At 59.8% G+C, this 15,848-nt stretch carries 21 protein-coding genes; 13 read left to right on the top strand and 8 right to left on the bottom strand.

The annotated features are described in order from the left end of the window. Nucleotides 1-18 precede the first annotated feature (18 nt). From FBZ99_RS10325 to FBZ99_RS10315, 3 genes are all read left to right on the top strand, one after another. Nucleotides 19-621, top strand: a complete 603-nt coding sequence (locus FBZ99_RS10325; RefSeq protein ID WP_015339177.1) for a superoxide dismutase — start codon at nt 19-21, stop codon at nt 619-621. 125 nt (nt 622-746) lie between these two features. Beyond that, the gene (locus FBZ99_RS10320) at nt 747-1,595 is read left to right on the top strand and encodes a metallophosphoesterase (protein WP_145632928.1); all 849 of its coding nucleotides are present in this window, start codon (nt 747-749) and stop codon (nt 1,593-1,595) included. 82 nt (nt 1,596-1,677) lie between these two features. Continuing rightward, nucleotides 1,678-2,184 (top strand): anthrone oxygenase family protein, encoded by a 507-nt coding sequence (locus tag FBZ99_RS10315; RefSeq protein WP_113353996.1) that lies wholly within the window; start codon nt 1,678-1,680, stop codon nt 2,182-2,184. Between the two features lie 30 nt (nt 2,185-2,214). Here FBZ99_RS10315 and FBZ99_RS10310 read toward each other — a convergent pair whose 3' ends face one another. Continuing rightward, nucleotides 2,215-3,111 carry an AraC family transcriptional regulator gene (locus FBZ99_RS10310; RefSeq protein ID WP_113353997.1) on the bottom strand — a complete coding sequence of 299 codons (897 nt, stop codon included), beginning with the start codon at nt 3,109-3,111 and terminating at the stop codon, nt 2,215-2,217. 161 nt (nt 3,112-3,272) lie between these two features. On the opposite strand from FBZ99_RS10310, the gene FBZ99_RS10305 reads away from it, so the two are divergent. Beyond that, nucleotides 3,273-4,055, top strand: coding sequence for an SDR family NAD(P)-dependent oxidoreductase (locus FBZ99_RS10305; RefSeq protein WP_145632925.1), 783 nt, complete (start codon nt 3,273-3,275; stop codon nt 4,053-4,055). 34 nt (nt 4,056-4,089) lie between these two features. Here FBZ99_RS10305 and FBZ99_RS10300 read toward each other — a convergent pair whose 3' ends face one another. Continuing rightward, on the bottom strand, nt 4,090-4,791 hold the full coding sequence (locus FBZ99_RS10300; RefSeq protein ID WP_145632922.1) for a helix-turn-helix transcriptional regulator: 702 nt from the start codon (nt 4,789-4,791) through the stop codon (nt 4,090-4,092). Nucleotides 4,792-4,919: 128 nt separating this feature from the next. Between FBZ99_RS10300 and FBZ99_RS10295 the strand changes: the two genes are divergently transcribed. From FBZ99_RS10295 to FBZ99_RS10285, 3 genes are all read left to right on the top strand, one after another. Further along, nucleotides 4,920-5,555, top strand: a complete 636-nt coding sequence (locus FBZ99_RS10295; protein WP_145632919.1) for a LysE family translocator — start codon at nt 4,920-4,922, stop codon at nt 5,553-5,555. Between the two features lie 164 nt (nt 5,556-5,719). Continuing rightward, nucleotides 5,720-6,163 carry a c-type cytochrome gene (locus FBZ99_RS10290; RefSeq protein ID WP_069616043.1) on the top strand — a complete coding sequence of 148 codons (444 nt, stop codon included), beginning with the start codon at nt 5,720-5,722 and terminating at the stop codon, nt 6,161-6,163. 87 nt (nt 6,164-6,250) lie between these two features. Beyond that, a complete protein-coding gene (locus tag FBZ99_RS10285) occupies nt 6,251-7,165 on the top strand; it encodes a cytochrome c (RefSeq protein WP_145632916.1) in 915 nt (304 codons plus the stop codon). Between the two features lie 9 nt (nt 7,166-7,174). On the opposite strand, the gene FBZ99_RS10280 is transcribed toward FBZ99_RS10285, so the two are convergent. Further along, nucleotides 7,175-7,954 carry a class I SAM-dependent methyltransferase gene (locus FBZ99_RS10280; RefSeq protein WP_113354002.1) on the bottom strand — a complete coding sequence of 260 codons (780 nt, stop codon included), beginning with the start codon at nt 7,952-7,954 and terminating at the stop codon, nt 7,175-7,177. Nucleotides 7,955-8,029: 75 nt separating this feature from the next. On the opposite strand from FBZ99_RS10280, the gene FBZ99_RS10275 reads away from it, so the two are divergent. After that, nucleotides 8,030-8,680, top strand: coding sequence for a C39 family peptidase (locus FBZ99_RS10275; protein WP_145632913.1), 651 nt, complete (start codon nt 8,030-8,032; stop codon nt 8,678-8,680). A gap of 98 nt (nt 8,681-8,778) precedes the next feature. Here FBZ99_RS10275 and FBZ99_RS10270 read toward each other — a convergent pair whose 3' ends face one another. Next, the gene (locus FBZ99_RS10270) at nt 8,779-9,267 is read right to left on the bottom strand and encodes a GNAT family N-acetyltransferase (protein ID WP_069616046.1); all 489 of its coding nucleotides are present in this window, start codon (nt 9,265-9,267) and stop codon (nt 8,779-8,781) included. Between the two features lie 198 nt (nt 9,268-9,465). Continuing rightward, nucleotides 9,466-9,879: a MerR family transcriptional regulator gene (locus tag FBZ99_RS10265; RefSeq protein ID WP_015339186.1), complete on the bottom strand. Its 414-nt coding sequence runs from the start codon at nt 9,877-9,879 to the stop codon at nt 9,466-9,468. Nucleotides 9,880-10,071: 192 nt separating this feature from the next. Here FBZ99_RS10265 and dmeR point away from each other — a divergent pair, with 192 nt between their 5' ends. From dmeR to bla, 3 genes are all read left to right on the top strand, one after another. Further along, nucleotides 10,072-10,344 (top strand): Ni(II)/Co(II)-sensing transcriptional repressor DmeR, encoded by a 273-nt coding sequence (dmeR, locus tag FBZ99_RS10260; RefSeq protein ID WP_113330773.1) that lies wholly within the window; start codon nt 10,072-10,074, stop codon nt 10,342-10,344. A gap of 31 nt (nt 10,345-10,375) precedes the next feature. Next, nucleotides 10,376-11,377 carry a CDF family Co(II)/Ni(II) efflux transporter DmeF gene (gene dmeF / locus FBZ99_RS10255; RefSeq protein WP_113330774.1) on the top strand — a complete coding sequence of 334 codons (1,002 nt, stop codon included), beginning with the start codon at nt 10,376-10,378 and terminating at the stop codon, nt 11,375-11,377. A gap of 85 nt (nt 11,378-11,462) precedes the next feature. After that, nucleotides 11,463-12,464 (top strand): class A beta-lactamase, encoded by a 1,002-nt coding sequence (gene bla / locus FBZ99_RS10250; protein ID WP_145632910.1) that lies wholly within the window; start codon nt 11,463-11,465, stop codon nt 12,462-12,464. A gap of 81 nt (nt 12,465-12,545) precedes the next feature. Here the strand turns inward: bla and FBZ99_RS10245 are convergent, their stop codons facing one another. Further along, nucleotides 12,546-13,082, bottom strand: coding sequence for a hypothetical protein (locus FBZ99_RS10245; RefSeq protein WP_246661094.1), 537 nt, complete (start codon nt 13,080-13,082; stop codon nt 12,546-12,548). Nucleotides 13,083-13,149: 67 nt separating this feature from the next. Then, the gene (locus tag FBZ99_RS10240) at nt 13,150-14,655 is read right to left on the bottom strand and encodes a protein adenylyltransferase SelO (protein WP_145632907.1); all 1,506 of its coding nucleotides are present in this window, start codon (nt 14,653-14,655) and stop codon (nt 13,150-13,152) included. A 95-nt stretch (nt 14,656-14,750) separates the two neighbouring features. Here FBZ99_RS10240 and FBZ99_RS10235 point away from each other — a divergent pair, with 95 nt between their 5' ends. Both FBZ99_RS10235 and FBZ99_RS10230 read left to right on the top strand, forming a co-directional pair. Beyond that, a complete protein-coding gene (locus FBZ99_RS10235; RefSeq protein ID WP_113354008.1) occupies nt 14,751-15,011 on the top strand; it encodes a ribbon-helix-helix domain-containing protein in 261 nt (86 codons plus the stop codon). A gap of 2 nt (nt 15,012-15,013) precedes the next feature. Continuing rightward, nucleotides 15,014-15,325: a type II toxin-antitoxin system RelE/ParE family toxin gene (locus FBZ99_RS10230; protein ID WP_145632904.1), complete on the top strand. Its 312-nt coding sequence runs from the start codon at nt 15,014-15,016 to the stop codon at nt 15,323-15,325. Here FBZ99_RS10230 and FBZ99_RS10225 read toward each other — a convergent pair. Continuing rightward, nucleotides 15,322-15,843, bottom strand: coding sequence for a DUF1697 domain-containing protein (locus tag FBZ99_RS10225; protein WP_145632902.1), 522 nt, complete (start codon nt 15,841-15,843; stop codon nt 15,322-15,324). The genes FBZ99_RS10230 and FBZ99_RS10225 overlap by 4 nt on opposite strands. Nucleotides 15,844-15,848: the final 5 nt, after the last annotated feature.

The following is a 15,848-nucleotide window of genomic DNA, read 5'->3' as shown; positions in this document are numbered from 1 at the left end:
CCAAGAGGAGATATGACCATGGCTTTCGAATTGCCTGAACTTCCATATGATTACGACGCCCTTTCGCCCTTCATGTCGCGTGAAACCCTTGAGTATCACCACGACAAGCACCACAAGGCTTATGTCGACAATGGCAACAAGCTCGCCGCGGAAGCAGGTCTTGCCGATCTGTCGCTCGAGGAAATCGTGAAGAAGTCCTTCGGCACCAATGCAGGCCTCTTCAACAATGCAGCCCAGCACTACAACCACATCCATTTCTGGAAGTGGATGAAGAAGGGCGGCGGCGGCAACAAGCTGCCGGGCAAGCTCGAAGCGGCTTTTGCCTCCGATCTCGGCGGCTATGACAAGTTCAAGGCCGATTTTGCCGCTGCCGGCGCCACTCAGTTCGGCTCCGGCTGGGCATGGGTTTCCGTCAAGAACGGCAAGCTCGAAATCTCCAAGACCCCGAACGGCGAAAACCCGCTCGTCCACGGCGCCGACCCGATCCTCGGCGTCGACGTTTGGGAGCACTCCTACTACATCGATTACCGCAACCTGCGTCCGAAGTACCTCGAAGCCTTCATCGACAGCCTGATCAACTGGGACTACGTTCTGGAGCGCTACGAAGCCGCTACGAAGTAAGGTTCGCCGCATAGGCTGGCTTTCGCACCCGGCGTCTTCCTGGCGTCGGGTGTTTTCTTATGAGCAGCCTTGTTGATATATCTGTGTGCCGCATGACGGCTCAGGAGATCGCCACAGGAGGCTGAATGCCATCAGCGCCGCTTTTCCGCTTCGGTGTCATCGCCGATCCGCAATATGCCGATCTCGCGCCCAATCTCACCCTCAATCGCTATCCGGCGAAGAGCCTCGACAAGCTTCGGGAGGCCATTGAGGAGTTCAATCGGCATGATCTCGCCTTCGTGGTGACCCTCGGCGATATTATCGATCGTGAATGGAAGAGCTTCGACGCCATTCTGCCTGTCTACGAAGCCTTGCGTCATCCCAAGCACCTCCTCCTCGGCAATCACGATTTCGCCGTGGCATCGGAACATCTCGGCACGGTGCCGGCACGCGTGGGCATGCCGTCGGCCTATTATGATTTCGGCCATTCCGGCTATCGCTTCATCGCGCTCGATGGCAATGAAATCAGCGTCTTTGCCCCGCCGGAAGGCGATCCTCGACGGCAGGAGGCAAAGGAAATGATGCGGGTGCTGGAGAGCACTGGCGCGCTCAATGGCCAGCGATGGAACGGAGCGATAGGCGACACACAATATGACTGGCTTGCTGCAAAGCTCAGGGAAGCAAAGGCGGCGGGCGAGAAGGTCATAGTCATGAACCACTATCCGATCTTCCCGGATAATGCCCATAACGCCCTGAACAGCGACCGCTTGCTGGCGCTTCTGGCGGAGAACGAGCATGTCGTCGCCTACCTCAATGGCCACAATCACGCCGGCAACTTCGGAGTGTCGGGTGGCACATACTTCGTCAACTTTAAGGGCATGGTCGATACCGAAGATACGAGCGCCTATGCGATCGTCGCCGTCCACAATGATCGGCTGGAGGTTATAGGCTTCGGACGCGAGGATAGCCGGGTGCTGGCGCTGTCGGGCGCTTGATGAATCCCTTGGATGATTTGACAGGGGGAACGATCCGCAACGTTGAAAGTTTAGGAACCGAGGCTGCTGTGAGGCGGAGCCGATGTTTCCGGTATTGCAAATTCTGACAATCATGGTCGTGGCAGTTGCCATGGCACTGGCGCTGGCACATCTGCTGGAGCTGCCGGGTAAAATGCGACTGTCGAAAGAAGACTATATGACGGTTCAGCGAATTTATTATCCCGGATTCACGATCGGCGGCGTTGCCGAGCCGATCGGCACTCTTTTGCTTCTGCTTCTCCTGTTCCTGACGCCAGCCAACATTATCGCGTTCTGGCTGTTTGCCGCGGCTTTTGCTGCCATGGCTGCCATGCATGCAGTCTTTTGGTTGCTGATACAGCCCGTAAACAATTTCTGGCTCAAGGATGCCGATCTGAAAGGGTTGGGCGCAGGCTTCTTTTCCCACGTTCCAGTCGGCGGTCAACGGATCGAGGCTGATGCCGAGGCGGACTGGACCATGCTGCGTGATCTCTGGGAATGGTCGCATGCCGCGCGAGCGGTCTTGGGATTACTGGCTTTTATTCTGTTGGTGACCGCGATTGCTCTTTAGCGGCGCGCAAAACCGAGAGTTGACCTGTTATTATTCCGCCGCCATCCGCATCTCGGTCACGTCCCTTTTCGGCGGCGTGCCGAACATGCGGGTATATTCGCGGCTGAACTGCGAGGCACTTTCGTAGCCGACGCGATAGGCAGCACTCTCCACATTGGCGTGGCCGGCGACCATCAGGCGGCGTGCTTCCAGCAGCCGCATCTGCTTCTGATATTGCAGCGGCGTCATCGAGGTCAGCGTCTTGAAATGCTGGTGGAAGGAGGAGGAGCTCATGCGTGCGACAGCGGCAAGCTGCTCGATGCGTACCGGTTCTGCAAAGTTATCGCGCAACAGGCGGATGGCGTCGGCAATGCGCCGCGTCTGGCCATCGGGCAGCACCAGCTTGCAGACCTCGCCGCCATTCGGGCCGGTGAGCAGCCAGAAGCAGATTTCGCGCATGATCGCCGGATAGAGCACCGGAATGGCACCCGGGTTCGACAGCAATCGGGTCAATCGTACCAGGCAATCGGCAAGCTCATCGCCGAGATTCTCGACGAAGATGCCAAGCTGCGCGCCGCCTGCTGGTTTCGGCGGCTTGTCGAGCTGTCCCATCACCTCACGCATCATGCCCACATCGAATTCCAGGGAGATGGCCATATAGGGTTTTTCGACACTCGCCTGGACCACTCTACCGGCTGCAGGCAGCTCGATGCTGATGATGAGCGCCTGCATCTCGGCATAGTCGATCACTCTGTCATTCAGCATCAATTGCTTCGCACCCTGCAGAATGACGCAGAGCGCCGGTCGGTAGATCATCGCATGCGGCATTTTCGGCTCGGTCGAGCGCATGATCAGCAGGCCATCGATGCCCGTGGGAAAGACGCCATTGTCGCCGCCGTCATTGGCTTCGATAAATTGTGTGATCGCATCTTTAAGGGCTGAGGACATTGGTGGTCTCCGGGGAAAGTGCCACTGCGGCATCATAGCAGCGGGGCAGCAGCGAACAAGGCAGTTGGAGGAATAGGCAAGAAATTCGCGAGTTCCGGCATTCAGGGAAATGGTTCCGCAGGCGTAGATTCCGGTCACCAACCATTCCCTGGAGAACGGCAATGACGACTGAAAATTCCGATAAATCAAAGACAAAGATTGCGATCATTACCGGCGGCAGCCGTGGCCTCGGCCGCAATAGCGCCATTCATCTTGCCCAGCGCGGTGTCGATAGCATCCTGACCTATAACGCAAATAAGGCAGAAGCCGATAACGCCGTTGCCGAGATCGAAGCGCTCGGTCAAAAGGCTGTAGCCTTGCGGCTCGACACTGGCGATGTCGCATCCTTCGACGCTTTTGTTGCCGAAGTTGGCCGTGTGCTGCAGAAGGGCTGGGCGCGCGATCGTTTCGATTTCCTCGTCAACAATGCCGGCACGTCCTATCACGCCTCCATCGCTGAAACGACGGAAGCCGAGTTCGACAAGCTCTACAACATCCATCTCAAGGGCGTCTTCTTCCTGACGCAGAAGCTGCTGTCGCACATCAACGACGGCGGCCGTATCGTCAATATTTCCTCCGGCCTTGCTCGTGTCAGCTATCCGGGCTCGTCGGCCTATGCGGCGATGAAGGGTGCGGTCGAGGTACTGACGCGCTATTTTGCCAAGGAGCTCGGCCCGCGCGGCATCACGGTCAACACGGTGGCGCCGGGCGCGATCCAGACCGATTTCAGCGGCGGCATGGTCCGCGACAATCCCGAGGTCAACAGGATGGTCGCTTCCATGACAGCACTCGGCCGCGCAGGCCTGCCTGACGATATCGGCCCGATGATCGCCTCGCTGCTGTCGGACGACAATCGCTGGGTCAACGGGCAGCGCATCGAAGCCTCGGGTGGCATGGTCCTTTAATTCGCAACGTTAGATCTGTGGGATCTGCAGCACCTCAGCCGGCAGCGGTTGAGGTGTTTATCTGCCAGCGGTTCACCCAGATTTGCCTCAAACCATCACCTTCGCCCTTGAACCACAATCCCGTCGCCTCGCAGCCTTCGATCCGATCGCTACGGAAGTTGCGGATGGCCTGGCGCAATTCGCACCAGGCGACGATGTTGGCGGTCTCCGAATAATAGATGAGGGCGATCGGCCGGATGATGCGTTCCGTGGCGCGGCCCAACTCGTCGCGATAGGCAAGATCCAGCTTTTCCTCGTCGCGAATGGCGCGGCGCACCAGCGAGAGATCGATCGCCGAGGCGGAAGGTGCGGCAAAGCCCCAGGCATGCAGCGCATTGGCGTCGAGCGTCTGGCGCAGCGGCGGCGGTACGGCACCGGCAATTTTCGCGGTGACGCGCTTGGCCGCCTGCTTCAGCTCGGCATCACCGGTGCGCTCCAAAAGCGCCAGCGACAGCACGATCGCTTCCATTTCCTCGATCGAAAACATCAGCGGCGGCAGGTCGAAGCCGGGCCGCAGGATATAGCCGATGCCTCGCTCGCCCTCGATCGGCACCCGCATCGCCTGAAGTGCCGCGATATCGCGATAGACCGAGCGGACCGTCACCTCCAGCCGGGCGGCGATATCGGCCCCTGTCACCGGCCGCTTGGCCAGCCGCAGGATCTGGATGATCTCGAACAGGCGCGATGCCTTGCGCATTTCTTGCCCCAAAGAAGAAGGCTACTGACAACACCCCGTCAGTTGGTTCATTTTATAAGACTGCCTATCGACTTGAAAATCAACCATTTCCTCTCCTGTCTCTCTGGAGAGGGCGATAGGCAACTGACATGGGTTGCGCAGAAAATCTCTGGCTCTTCTTCATACTTCTCTTGGGCATCATCATCGTACCGGGTATGGACATGCTGTTCGTGCTTGCCAATTCGCTGACTGGCGGCAGCAATCGCGGCCTCGCCGCGACGGGCGGCATTATGCTCGGCGGTGCGGTGCATTCGTTGAACGGTGCCGTCGGCATCGGCTTGCTGATGCATTTTGTGCCGATCCTCTTCAATCCGCTGCTGATCGCTGGCGGCGCCTATATGGCTTTCATCGGCTATACGCTGATGCGCAGTTCCATCACCGTGGGAGGCGAGGGGCCTGCCGGCAGCCGTTCCGCCTGGAAAGCCTTCCGGCAGGGAGCGGTGACTTGCCTCATCAATCCCAAGGCCTATCTCTTCATCTTCGCCGTCTATCCGCAATTCCTAAAGCCGGATTACGGGCCGATGTGGATACAGGCCGTCATCATGGGAGCCATGACCATCGCAACGCAATTTGCCGTCTATGGCGGACTTGCCATCACTGCCGGGCGCAGCCGCGAGCTACTGGTCGCCAATCCCAGAGCAACCGCCTTTGCGGGCCGCGCAGCCGGGCTGATGCTTGTCGTGGTTTCCGTGTTTACTGTCTGGGAGGGCCTGAAATTGGGGTAAGGGTTGCCGCCGCGAATGTGTATGTCGATGGCATGACACTGATTTCACTCAGCTCTCACCACTTTGTGACTTCATTGCCGGAAAGGAAACCGGCAAACATGTCGCCGTAATCATGCGCCGGGCCGCATGCGCGGTCTTGAACACCCGAGAGGTAGGAGAACGAAATGAAGTGGAAAGCGATTGTGATGGCGACGGCTTTGGCCGGCATCGCACTAGGTTCGGTCGTCGCAGCCGACGGCACGCATGACTCCCGCATCGGGATGATGAAGAAGATCGGCGGCGCCACCGGAGCTCTCGGCGCGATCGCCAAGGGGGACAAGCCCTATGACGCCGATATCGTCAAGGCGTCGCTGACGACGATCGCCGAAACTGCCAAGGCCTTCCCGGATCAGTTCAACCCGCAGAGCGACAAGACCGATCCCGAGGTCAATCCGAAGATCTGGGACAATCTCGATGACTTCAAGGCGCATGCCGCCAAGCTTTCGACCGATGCCGAGACAGCGCTCGCCCAGCTTCCTGCCGACAAGGCGGGCGTCGGCGCGACGCTGAAGACCCTCGGCGCCAGCTGTGGCGCCTGTCATCAGGCCTATCGCATCAAGAAGGATTAAGCGGTAGGTCTAGAAATCGATCTTGGCATCTGCACCGGTTCTGCCGGTGCGGAGCCTTTTGGTTTTAGAGCTAAGGCTTGGGGTGGCGTGATGGCGCGGTTTATTCGATGGTTGCTTTGCCTTTTCGGCGTGATCATCCTCGGCGGCGGCGCATTTTACGTCATCACCGCGCCATCGCCTTTGCCGGCGAGCCATTGGGCCAATCTCGGCGATCCTGACGTCAAGAACGGTCAGATGGTTTTCTGGGCAGGCGGCTGCACGAGCTGTCATGCGGCTCCGGGCGCGCAGGGTGATGCCAAGCTGGTGCTTTCAGGCGGTCTCGCGCTGACGAGCCCCTTCGGTACTTTCCATGTGCCGAATATCTCGCCGGATGAGAAAGCCGGGCTCGGCAGCTGGACGCTTGCCGATTTCGGCAACGCCATGAAGCGCGGCGTCGGTAAAAACGGCGAGCACCTCTACCCGTCCTTTCCCTACGGCTCCTATACCCGCATGAGCGACAAGGACATCAACGATCTCTGGGCCTTCCTGAAGACGCTGCCGAAGAGCGACAATGTCGCCCCGCCGCATGAGCTGCCCTTTCCCTTCAACATCCGGCTGGCGCTGGGCGGCTGGAAGTTCCTCTATCTCAACGACCAGCCGCGTATCGTGCTCGCCAGTGCCGACGAGAAGGTCAAGCGCGGGCAATATCTCGTCGAAGGGCCAGGCCATTGCGGCGAATGCCACACGCCGCGCGATAGCCTCGGCGGCTTTGTGAGCGGCCAATGGCTGGCGGGTGCACCCAATCCGGAAGGCAAGGGACAGATCCCCGATATCACGCCCGGCTCGAAGGCCATCGGCAGCTGGAGCGCCGGCGACATCGCCAACTACCTGGAAACCGGCTTCACCCCGGACTACGACTCCGCCGGCGGCTCGATGGCCGAAGTCCAGCAGAACATCGCCCATCTGCCGGCAAGCGACCGCGAGGCGATCGCGGCCTACCTGAAGGCGCTGCCGGCGAAATAGGCCTGGTGTTCAGGTCGCGCCCGAGCGCTTGGCGAGATAGAGATGGGTTTCATAATGCAATTCGAATACGCCGCCATGCGCGTTGATGGCATCGGCAAGTTCGAAAAGCAGCGCTTCTCTCCGATCCTCGCTCAAAAGTCGGTAGCTTGAAAGCGTCCGCAAAAGATCAGTATAGCTCTGCGCCGTGTGCGACCGGCTCCAGGAATAAGAGTGGTGCACCGCAGCTTCGAAGTGGTCGGACTGCTGCAGCTCCCGAGCAAAAGGACCATCAGGCAGATACCATGCCTCCACGGGCGGGCCGGCAAGCTGCGGAGCATGGCCGGCGTAGATCCCCGCGAACTTGTCGGATAGTGGCGGTTCCGGCTTCATCGGTACATTGCCGAAGACGGCGAGTGTTCCTTCCGGCGCCAGGAGGGCGGCCGTCGCAGCGAAGCGCAGTTCCGGCGAAACCCAATGGAAGGATTGTGCCGCGAATATCAGCCTGAAGCTCTCCGGCTTGCCCGGCCATGCTTCGAAGGTGGTTTGCTCGAATCGCACTCGCGGAAATTCCGCCAATCTTTCCCGGGCAACTGCAATCAGTTCCGCGCCGGGATCAAGCGCGAGAATGGAGAGGCCACGGCGGGCAAAGCCCTCTGTCGCCTGTCCGGTGCCGCAGCCGATTTCGAGGACCTGATCCTTGGCTTCCAGCCCGGCAAAATCGATGACATCGGCAAAAAGCGCATCGGGATAGAGCGGGCGGGAAGTATTGTAGAGGCTGGCGACGCCGTCAAATGTGAACCGTTGTTCCAAGGCGCACCTCCAGTTGCAGATCGAAGTCGACGGCCATTTTTCTAGCGCATTTCCGGTCAAGCTTGTAGCTACGGGATTCGGCAACGGGAGAGGGTGGTCGTGGACGCAAGGGTGGCGCGGAAGGTTCCTTATTTCAGCCAATGGGAAACGCCTGACATGACGTTGGCGGTCGTCGCCGAGGGCGCGCAATCGGCCTTGCTGAAGGACCCGCTCTGGGCGTCATCCGGCGCAAGCACCGTCGAGGATTATGCCCGCTGGGCCGGCAATCTTTGCGGCATGGCGTGCCTGAAGATGGTGCTCGCCGCCCGCACCGGCAAAACCATCCCGATCATGGATCTGGCCATGGGTTGCAGGGAGTATGGCGGCTATGTCGAGGAGGTGGATGGCAGGATCAAGGGGCTGATCTACGCGCCGTTCGTTCCCTTCGTTCGCGATCGCTTCGGCCTCGAGGCCCGTGTCGTCACTGGGATTTCCGTTGCTGATATCGCCGATATCCTCTTGCAGTCGGAGTTTTTAATCGCGTCGGTGCATCATTCGATTCGCTGGCCAGAGACCGAGCCGCCGGCCAAAGGCGGCCATCTCGTGCTGGTGACGGCCGTCGACGGAAACAGCATCCGCTTCCACAATCCCTCTGGTCACGTCGATGCGACGCGCGAGAACGCGGAGATGCCGCTGGAGGTGTTCGAGAGGTTCTTTGCAGGCCGCGGGATCGCCATCGATCACTGAAGCATTTCCAAATACGCATCGGTTTTTCGTCCGGAATGCGCAAAACCAGAAACACTCTAAAAATCAATATCGGATGGCGATCCTCTTAAAGGCCGGCATCAGGCGAGAGCCTGCAGGTAACGCATGCCGGTGACCGGCCGCGGCTTGAAATCCATGTTTTCGTAGAAGCGGTGGGCCTGGAAATTGCCTGTTGCGGCGCCGACCGAAAGGTAGCTGCAGCCGGCCTTGCGGGCGATATCGCGGGCGCGGTCGACGAGATGCTGCCCAACGCCATGGCCGCGATGGCCGTCGCGCACGAAGAGATGATGCAGGTCCATGCCGCGCTGGCCTTCCTGCGCCTTGTAGAGCGGCACGAGGATGGCGTATCCGATCAGCCCTTGCTCGCCTTCGGCGACAAGCGCCGTGATCCAGGGCACGGGGCCGAAGAGATCGCGCTCAAGCTGCTCCGGCGTCGTGCCGGAGGGATCGCCGTGGTGGGCGGCCAGCAGCCGGATCATGTCATTGAGCTCAGGCAGGTCACGCGGCTGCGCGTTGCGGATGGTGAGAACCGGCGGGCGGAGAAGTGAGATGTCGCTATCGTCTAGCATGGCATTTTGCGTCCTTGTTTTTCAATGAGCCGTCAGGACGCTGCCGATACAACAAAGCCGCCTGACGGCGGCTTGTTGACAATATGATCTGTCTTGGCCGCCCGTTACAGGTACAGCCAAAAATACGAGCAGTTGTGGAGCGCGTGCGTGATCATGGGCGCATCAATGATCCGGTTCAGCGCGTTTGTCAATGGGGCCTCAATGCTCGTGTTCGCACAGGCCGTGGTCGGAGAGTGCACGGATCACATAGCAGTCTTCGATGCTGTGGCCATCGCAGTGCGAGACGATGCGCTCCAGTTCGTGCTCCAGCTTCTTCAGCCGCGCAATCTTGGTGCGAACGTCATCCAGATGTTCCTTGGCGATACGGTCGGCGCCGACGCAGGGGCGGTCCGGATGCTGGCTGAGCGAAATCAGCTCCTTGATGGCATCGATCGTCAGTCCGAGGTCGCGGCCATGACGGATAAAGGCGAGACGCTCGAGATCGGCTTTGGAGTAACGCCGCTGATTGCCTTCGCTGCGCTCGGGCTCCGATATCAGGCCCATCTGCTCATAATAACGGATTGTCGGCACTTTCACGCCCGTCCGCTTGGATAGATCGCCGATGGTTAGCATTCAGAGTCCCCAATACCTCTAGTCTCTAGAGCAACATATGAGGCCCGTTCATGGAAATTGCAAGGCTAGGTAGCTGTACAGGTGGATGGGATACTCTGCTGGTCACCTCATCGTCCGATCGTCGCGACTAAGTATGGCTTCCCATTCATCGTCACAAATAGTATACCCCCCTATATTATAATCGAGGCCACGATGTCCCATACCATTCGTCAGCAAGCCAAGCTCCTCTCACGCGTCCGCCGTCTCAAAGGACAGATGGAAGCGGTGGAGCGGGCGCTCGAGGCCGAGCGTCCCTGCGGGGAAATCTTGCAACTGCTTGCTTCCATTCGGGGTGCCCTAACGGGGCTGACCGGGGAGGTTCTTGAAGACCATCTGCAGGAGCACGTGCTGCATGCCGAAAGTGAAGAGGGCCGCCGGCAGGCGGTCGATGAGATTGCCGACGTGCTGAAGACCTATCTGCGGTGACGATTCGAGCGTTCAAAGAGAGACTAATGTCATGAGTATTTCTTCCGAAATGGGCCACAGCCACGTTTTTCTGGGCTCCGATCATCAGCGCAACGAGCGTCGCATCTGGGCCGTCATCGCGCTGACCGCCGTCATGATGGTGGTCGAGATCGGCGCGGGCACAATCTATGGCTCGATGGCACTGCTCGCCGACGGCTGGCATATGTCGACCCATGTCAGCGCCATGCTGATCTCGGCGCTCGCCTATCTCTATGCGCGCCGGCATGCGCACAATGCGCGCTTCACCTTCGGCACCGGTAAGTTCGGCGATCTCGCGGGCTTTGCCAGCGCCATCGTGCTGGCGCTGATCGCGCTCATCATGGGCTGGGAGAGCATTCTGAGATTGCTCGATCCGGTGGCAATCAATTTCCGCGAAGCAATTGCTATTGCGGTAGTTGGTCTTCTCGTCAATCTCGCCAGCGCCTGGTTGCTGCGCGACGACCATAGCCATCACCACCACGGCCACGCCGGCCACGGGCACAGCCATGGCCATGCCCACGATCATGACCATCATCATGAGCACGGCGACGATCATCACCACCACGACCATGACCAAAAAGGTGGCAGGGACAACAATCTGCGCTCGGTCTATGTCCATGTCATTGCCGACGCGATGACCTCGGTTCTCGCCATTGTTGCCCTGCTGCTCGGCAGCCGTTTCGGCTGGACCTTCCTCGATCCGGTCATGGGCATCGTCGGCGGCCTGGTCATCCTGCAATGGGCATGGAGCCTGCTGCGCGCTTCCGGCGCCGTTCTCCTCGATTTCATTCCGCAAGGCGAGGATCTGCCCGAGGAGATCCGCGAAGCGATCGAGACGGAGGAGGATCGCATCACGGATCTGCACGTATGGCAGGTCGGCCCGGGGCATCATGCCGCCATCGTCGCGGTCGCAACGCCCGTCTTGCGCGATCCGTCTTTCTACAAGGCGCGGCTTGCCGAGATCCACGAGCTCTCGCACGTGACGGTCGAAGTTACCGTCGACAAGGCGGCATAGAATCCGTTAGCAATCGGTCAGGTCAGAGGCTTGCCACATTCCTCGCATAGCCCAAGACCTGCCGATTCCGCTGGAGGCCTCTCATATGCCCACATTGCTCACGCGCCGCCGCCTCATGGCTGGCTCGGCGCTGCTTCTTCCCGTCCTGACGCTCCGCCCCGATAGGCTTTTCGCTGAGGATAGCGGCACGCCGGCGCAGACGCCTCCCGCAACGGACAATCCGGCAACGCCCGACGCCGGCGGCCAGAGCCCGCAAGGCGACAGCGGAGCTCAGGACAATTCGCAACTGTCCGACGATGTCGACAAGCAACTGGCCGATCTGGAAAAGAAGACCGGTGGTCGTCTCGGCGTCTCCGTGCTTGACACCGAAACCAATATTTCGCTCGGCCATCGTGAGGAGGAGCATTTTCCCCTGTGCAGCACCTATAAGGCGCTTGCCGTTGGCTTTGTGCTGGCGCGCGTCGATCAGGGCACGGAAAAGCTCGACCGCCGCGTTACCTATGGCAAGGACAAGGTCGTCACCTATTCGCCGGAAACAGAAAAGCATGCCGACGGCGATGGCATGACCATTGCCGAGCTCTGCGCAGCCGCAATCACGCTGAGCGATAATACGGCCGGCAATCTTCTGCTCGAAAGCTTCGGCGGCCCTGCCGCGTTGACCTCATGGCTGCGCACCACGGGCGATACCGAGACCCGCCTCGACCGCAACGAGCCCGATGTCAATCAGGCCGTCAAGGACGACCCGCGCGATACGACGACGCCGGACGCGATGCTGGATTCGATCGGCCTTCTGACCCTCGGCAATACGCTGTCGGAAACATCGAGGGATCAGCTGGTCAACTGGCTGGTCGCCAACACGACGGGCAACAATCGCCTGCGGGCCGGTCTGCCGAAGGAGTGGAAAGTTGGCGATAAGACCGGTACAGGCAATAACGGTACCTATGCCGACATCGCGGTCATCTGGCCGCCGGAACGCGGTCCCGTTCTGGTCACAACTTTCGTGGCCGAGGCAACTGCGGCTGCAAAAGACGTGGAAGCCGTTTTTGCCGAGGTCAGCAAGATCATCGTAGACATGGTCGGGCAATAGCGAGATTGATAATAAATAGAAGGCGATACGACCAAGATGTGAATCAGCTTCGTATCGTCTTCATGTAATCCGTCAGCATGTTTAGACCAGCGCCAGTGCTGAGGCTGCGCTGTCCGTTTCCTGATCGCCATCACCATCGGCATTGCCGGCGCCGAGCTTCTGTTTGATCTCATCGGCAATCTGGTCGTTGATCGCCTTCTGTTGGTCGGCCGGCAAGGACTTGAAAGAATCTTCCGTCAGGCCATGCGCTTCCAGATATTGTGCGCGGATCTTTTGGGCCGGCGTCATATTTGCCCATTTGGCAAACTCGTCGAGAATGTCCTGATCGGACTGTCCGCTTGACGATGCCGAGCTGCTGGAAGCACTCGCGCCAGACTGGTCGTCAGCGGAGCCTGATGTCGAAGACGAGGAATCACCGAACTGGCTGAGCCAGAGGCCGGACGAAATGGAGGAGGGGACGCCGCTGGAGGAAATGGAAGGCCCCTGCGTATCGTCCTGGTCGCCGCCACCGTCGCCCGGCAGCGAAAAGGGCGCGCTGTCGTCGCTGTCGCCGCTCTGCTGGCTGCGGATCGGCGCACTGAAATAGTTTTGGGCGCTGCTGTGCACTTTCATCATCATGTCTCCCAACAGGTTGTGGGGACGATGACTCTGCAAGCCTGTCTGGGGCTTGTGCGCTCAAGCGTCCTCAGGTGCCGCAAAAGGTCTGAAGCACCCGTTCTGTCGGCAATGGTGGTTCTGCATAGGGCGCAAAGCCTGGCTGATCCTCGTATGGGGTGGCGAGCACCTTCAGCAATGCTTCGAATAGAGAAAAGTCGCCGTCCTCCACAGCAGCCTCGATGGCCTGCTCGATCCGGTGATTGCGGGGAACGAAGGCGGGATTGACCTTGCGCATCGCCGCCGCACGCGCTGCCGGCGTCTGCGGATCGCGAGCAAGCCGCTCGCGCCAGCTTTCGAGCCAAGATGCCGCTAATTGCGGCTCGTTGAACGTAGCGGCGAAATCGGCCACATCTCCGTCTGCCGCGAGTGCGGCAAGCCGGCGGAAGGCGAGGGTGAAATCCGCGCCCTGCTGCTGCATCGTCGCCAAAAGCGACTGGATCAGCTCGAGATCGCCGTCCTCCTCGTTTGCAAGACCGATCTTGGCGCGCATGCCGGCAAGCCAATAGGCCTGAAAGCGTTCGCCATAGGCTTTGATGACCGTGTTCGCCAAATCGATCGCCGCATCGACGGAGGGGGCGATCAGCGGAATAAGCGTCTCGCCGAGGCGTGCGAGATTCCATTGGCCGATCGCCGGCTGGTTGGCATAGGCATAGCGGCCATTGCGGTCGATGGACGAGAAGACAGTCGCCGGATCATAGGCATCCATGAAGGCGCAGGGACCGAAATCGATCGTTTCGCCCGATACGGTCATATTGTCGGTGTTCATTACGCCGTGGATGAAACCGACATGCAGCCAGCGCGCAATCAGCGCCGCCTGCCGATCGGCCACGGCTTCGAGCAGTGCAAGATAGGGGTTCTTACGGTCTCGGATCTCTGGGTAGTGCCGGGCAATGACGTAATCCGCCAGGGTCCGCACACTCTCCGTATCGCCCCGCGCCGCAAAGAATTGGAAGGTGCCGACGCGAATATGACTTGCCGCGACACGCGTAAACACTGCACCCGGCAGCACCTCCTCGCGATAGACAGGTTCTCCGGTGATCACGGCCGCAAGTGCCCGCGTCGTCGGAATGCCGAGCGCGTGCATGGCCTCGCTGACGATATACTCGCGCAGAACCGGGCCGAGCGCGGCGCGCCCATCGCCGCGGCGGGAAAACGGCGTAGGCCCCGACCCCTTGAGCTGGATGTCCCGGCGCCTGCCATTCCGATCCTTCACCTCGCCGAGCAGGATCGCGCGTCCGTCGCCGAGCTGCGGAACGAAATTACCGAACTGGTGGCCGGCATAGGCCATGGCGATCGGCTGCGATCCCGGCAGCAGCTCGTTGCCCGAAAAGATTGCCGCCGCATTTTGTTTCAACGCTTCGACATCCAGCCCGAGTTCTCGCGCCAGCACCTCGTTGAACTTGATCAGCTGTGGCGCGGCAACCGGGGTCGGCGCCTGATCCGTGAAAAACTGCGGCGGCAGGTGCGCGTAACTGTTGTCGAAGGCGACCGTCGGCGCCCGAAGGGCGGTATCATCGTGAAGAGGAGAGCTCATGTTCCTAAGGTAGGACCGACAGTTAGTCAGCGCAAGGCGCTTGCTCCAGGTAGGAAATCATCCTACTTTATCCTACCGGATAAGAGGATTTTGCGATGAACGAGAAACTGAGCATTTCACTCCCCAGTGAAATGGTAGCTGCGATCAAGGCGCGCGTCGATGCGGGGAGCTATGCCTCTACGAGCGAGGTGTTGCGGGCGGCAGTCCGGGTCTGGTTGCGGGAAGAAGAGGAATATCAGCAGCGGATCGTAGCGATCAGACAAAAGGTTGCCGCATCTTTGGATGACCCTCGGCCAAACTTGAGCGGACACGACGTAAAACAGCGCCTTGATGCTTTTTTTGACAAGCGTCGGTAGACATGGAGCGATATGCGGTCGAGTACCGCCCGGAGGCCGTGGAAAATCTGCTTGACGTCGCAGCTTACGTGTTCGAGCTAAGTCAGAATATCAGAACAGCGGAGGGATATATTGGTCGTATCTACGCGCGCTGTGAAAAGATCGGTGATGCACCGTTCGGAGGCGTTGCTCGAGACGACCTAGGTACCGGCATTCGCATGGCGGTTTTCGAAAAGAGCGTCGTCATCCTTTACACCATTGCCGAAAATACAGTCTGGATCACCAATGTCTTCTTTGGAAGCAGAGACTATGAGACCCTGTTGGCGCGTCCCTAGTCTTCCTCCAGCTCCCGCGCCGTCTCCGCAAGCTTGCGCACCGTATTGAGATTTCTCGATGTTCCCGCCTTCAGCGCCGGCAGCTTCAGCTTCGAGCGTCCCGAGCCATCGGGATAATGCACGTAGATCTCCCTGCCGGCGATATGCACTTCCTCGCTGCCGGGTGCGACGAGTTTCTCCAGCGCATCCTCCGGTGCCGCTTCCTGCAGGAAGGTGACCAGCAGATAGTTCGGCTTGGCGTGCGGAAAGGGCGAATGTTCCGCGACCCTTTCGAGAGCTTCGCGGCTGCGCAGGATTACGCCGGGAGACTTGCCCATCTTCGTCGCCAGCGCCTTTTCAAGTTGAGCCAGCACCGTTGCCTCATCCGCTTCGGCGCGGAAAACCACATTGCCGCTCTGGATGTAAGTGCGCACATCCTGGAAGCCGATCTCTTCGCACAGTGCCTTGAGATCGGCCATGGACAGCATGCCGGTGCCGCCGACGTTGACGGCACGCAGCAGGGCGATGAAGACGGTCATGGCTT

Source organism: Rhizobium sp. ERR 1071 (assembly GCF_007828675.1).
GTDB lineage: Bacteria > Pseudomonadota > Alphaproteobacteria > Rhizobiales > Rhizobiaceae > Rhizobium > Rhizobium dioscoreae.
The sequence above is the reverse complement of the archived record's forward strand: the minus strand, read 5'-3'. Positions and strand labels throughout refer to the sequence as shown.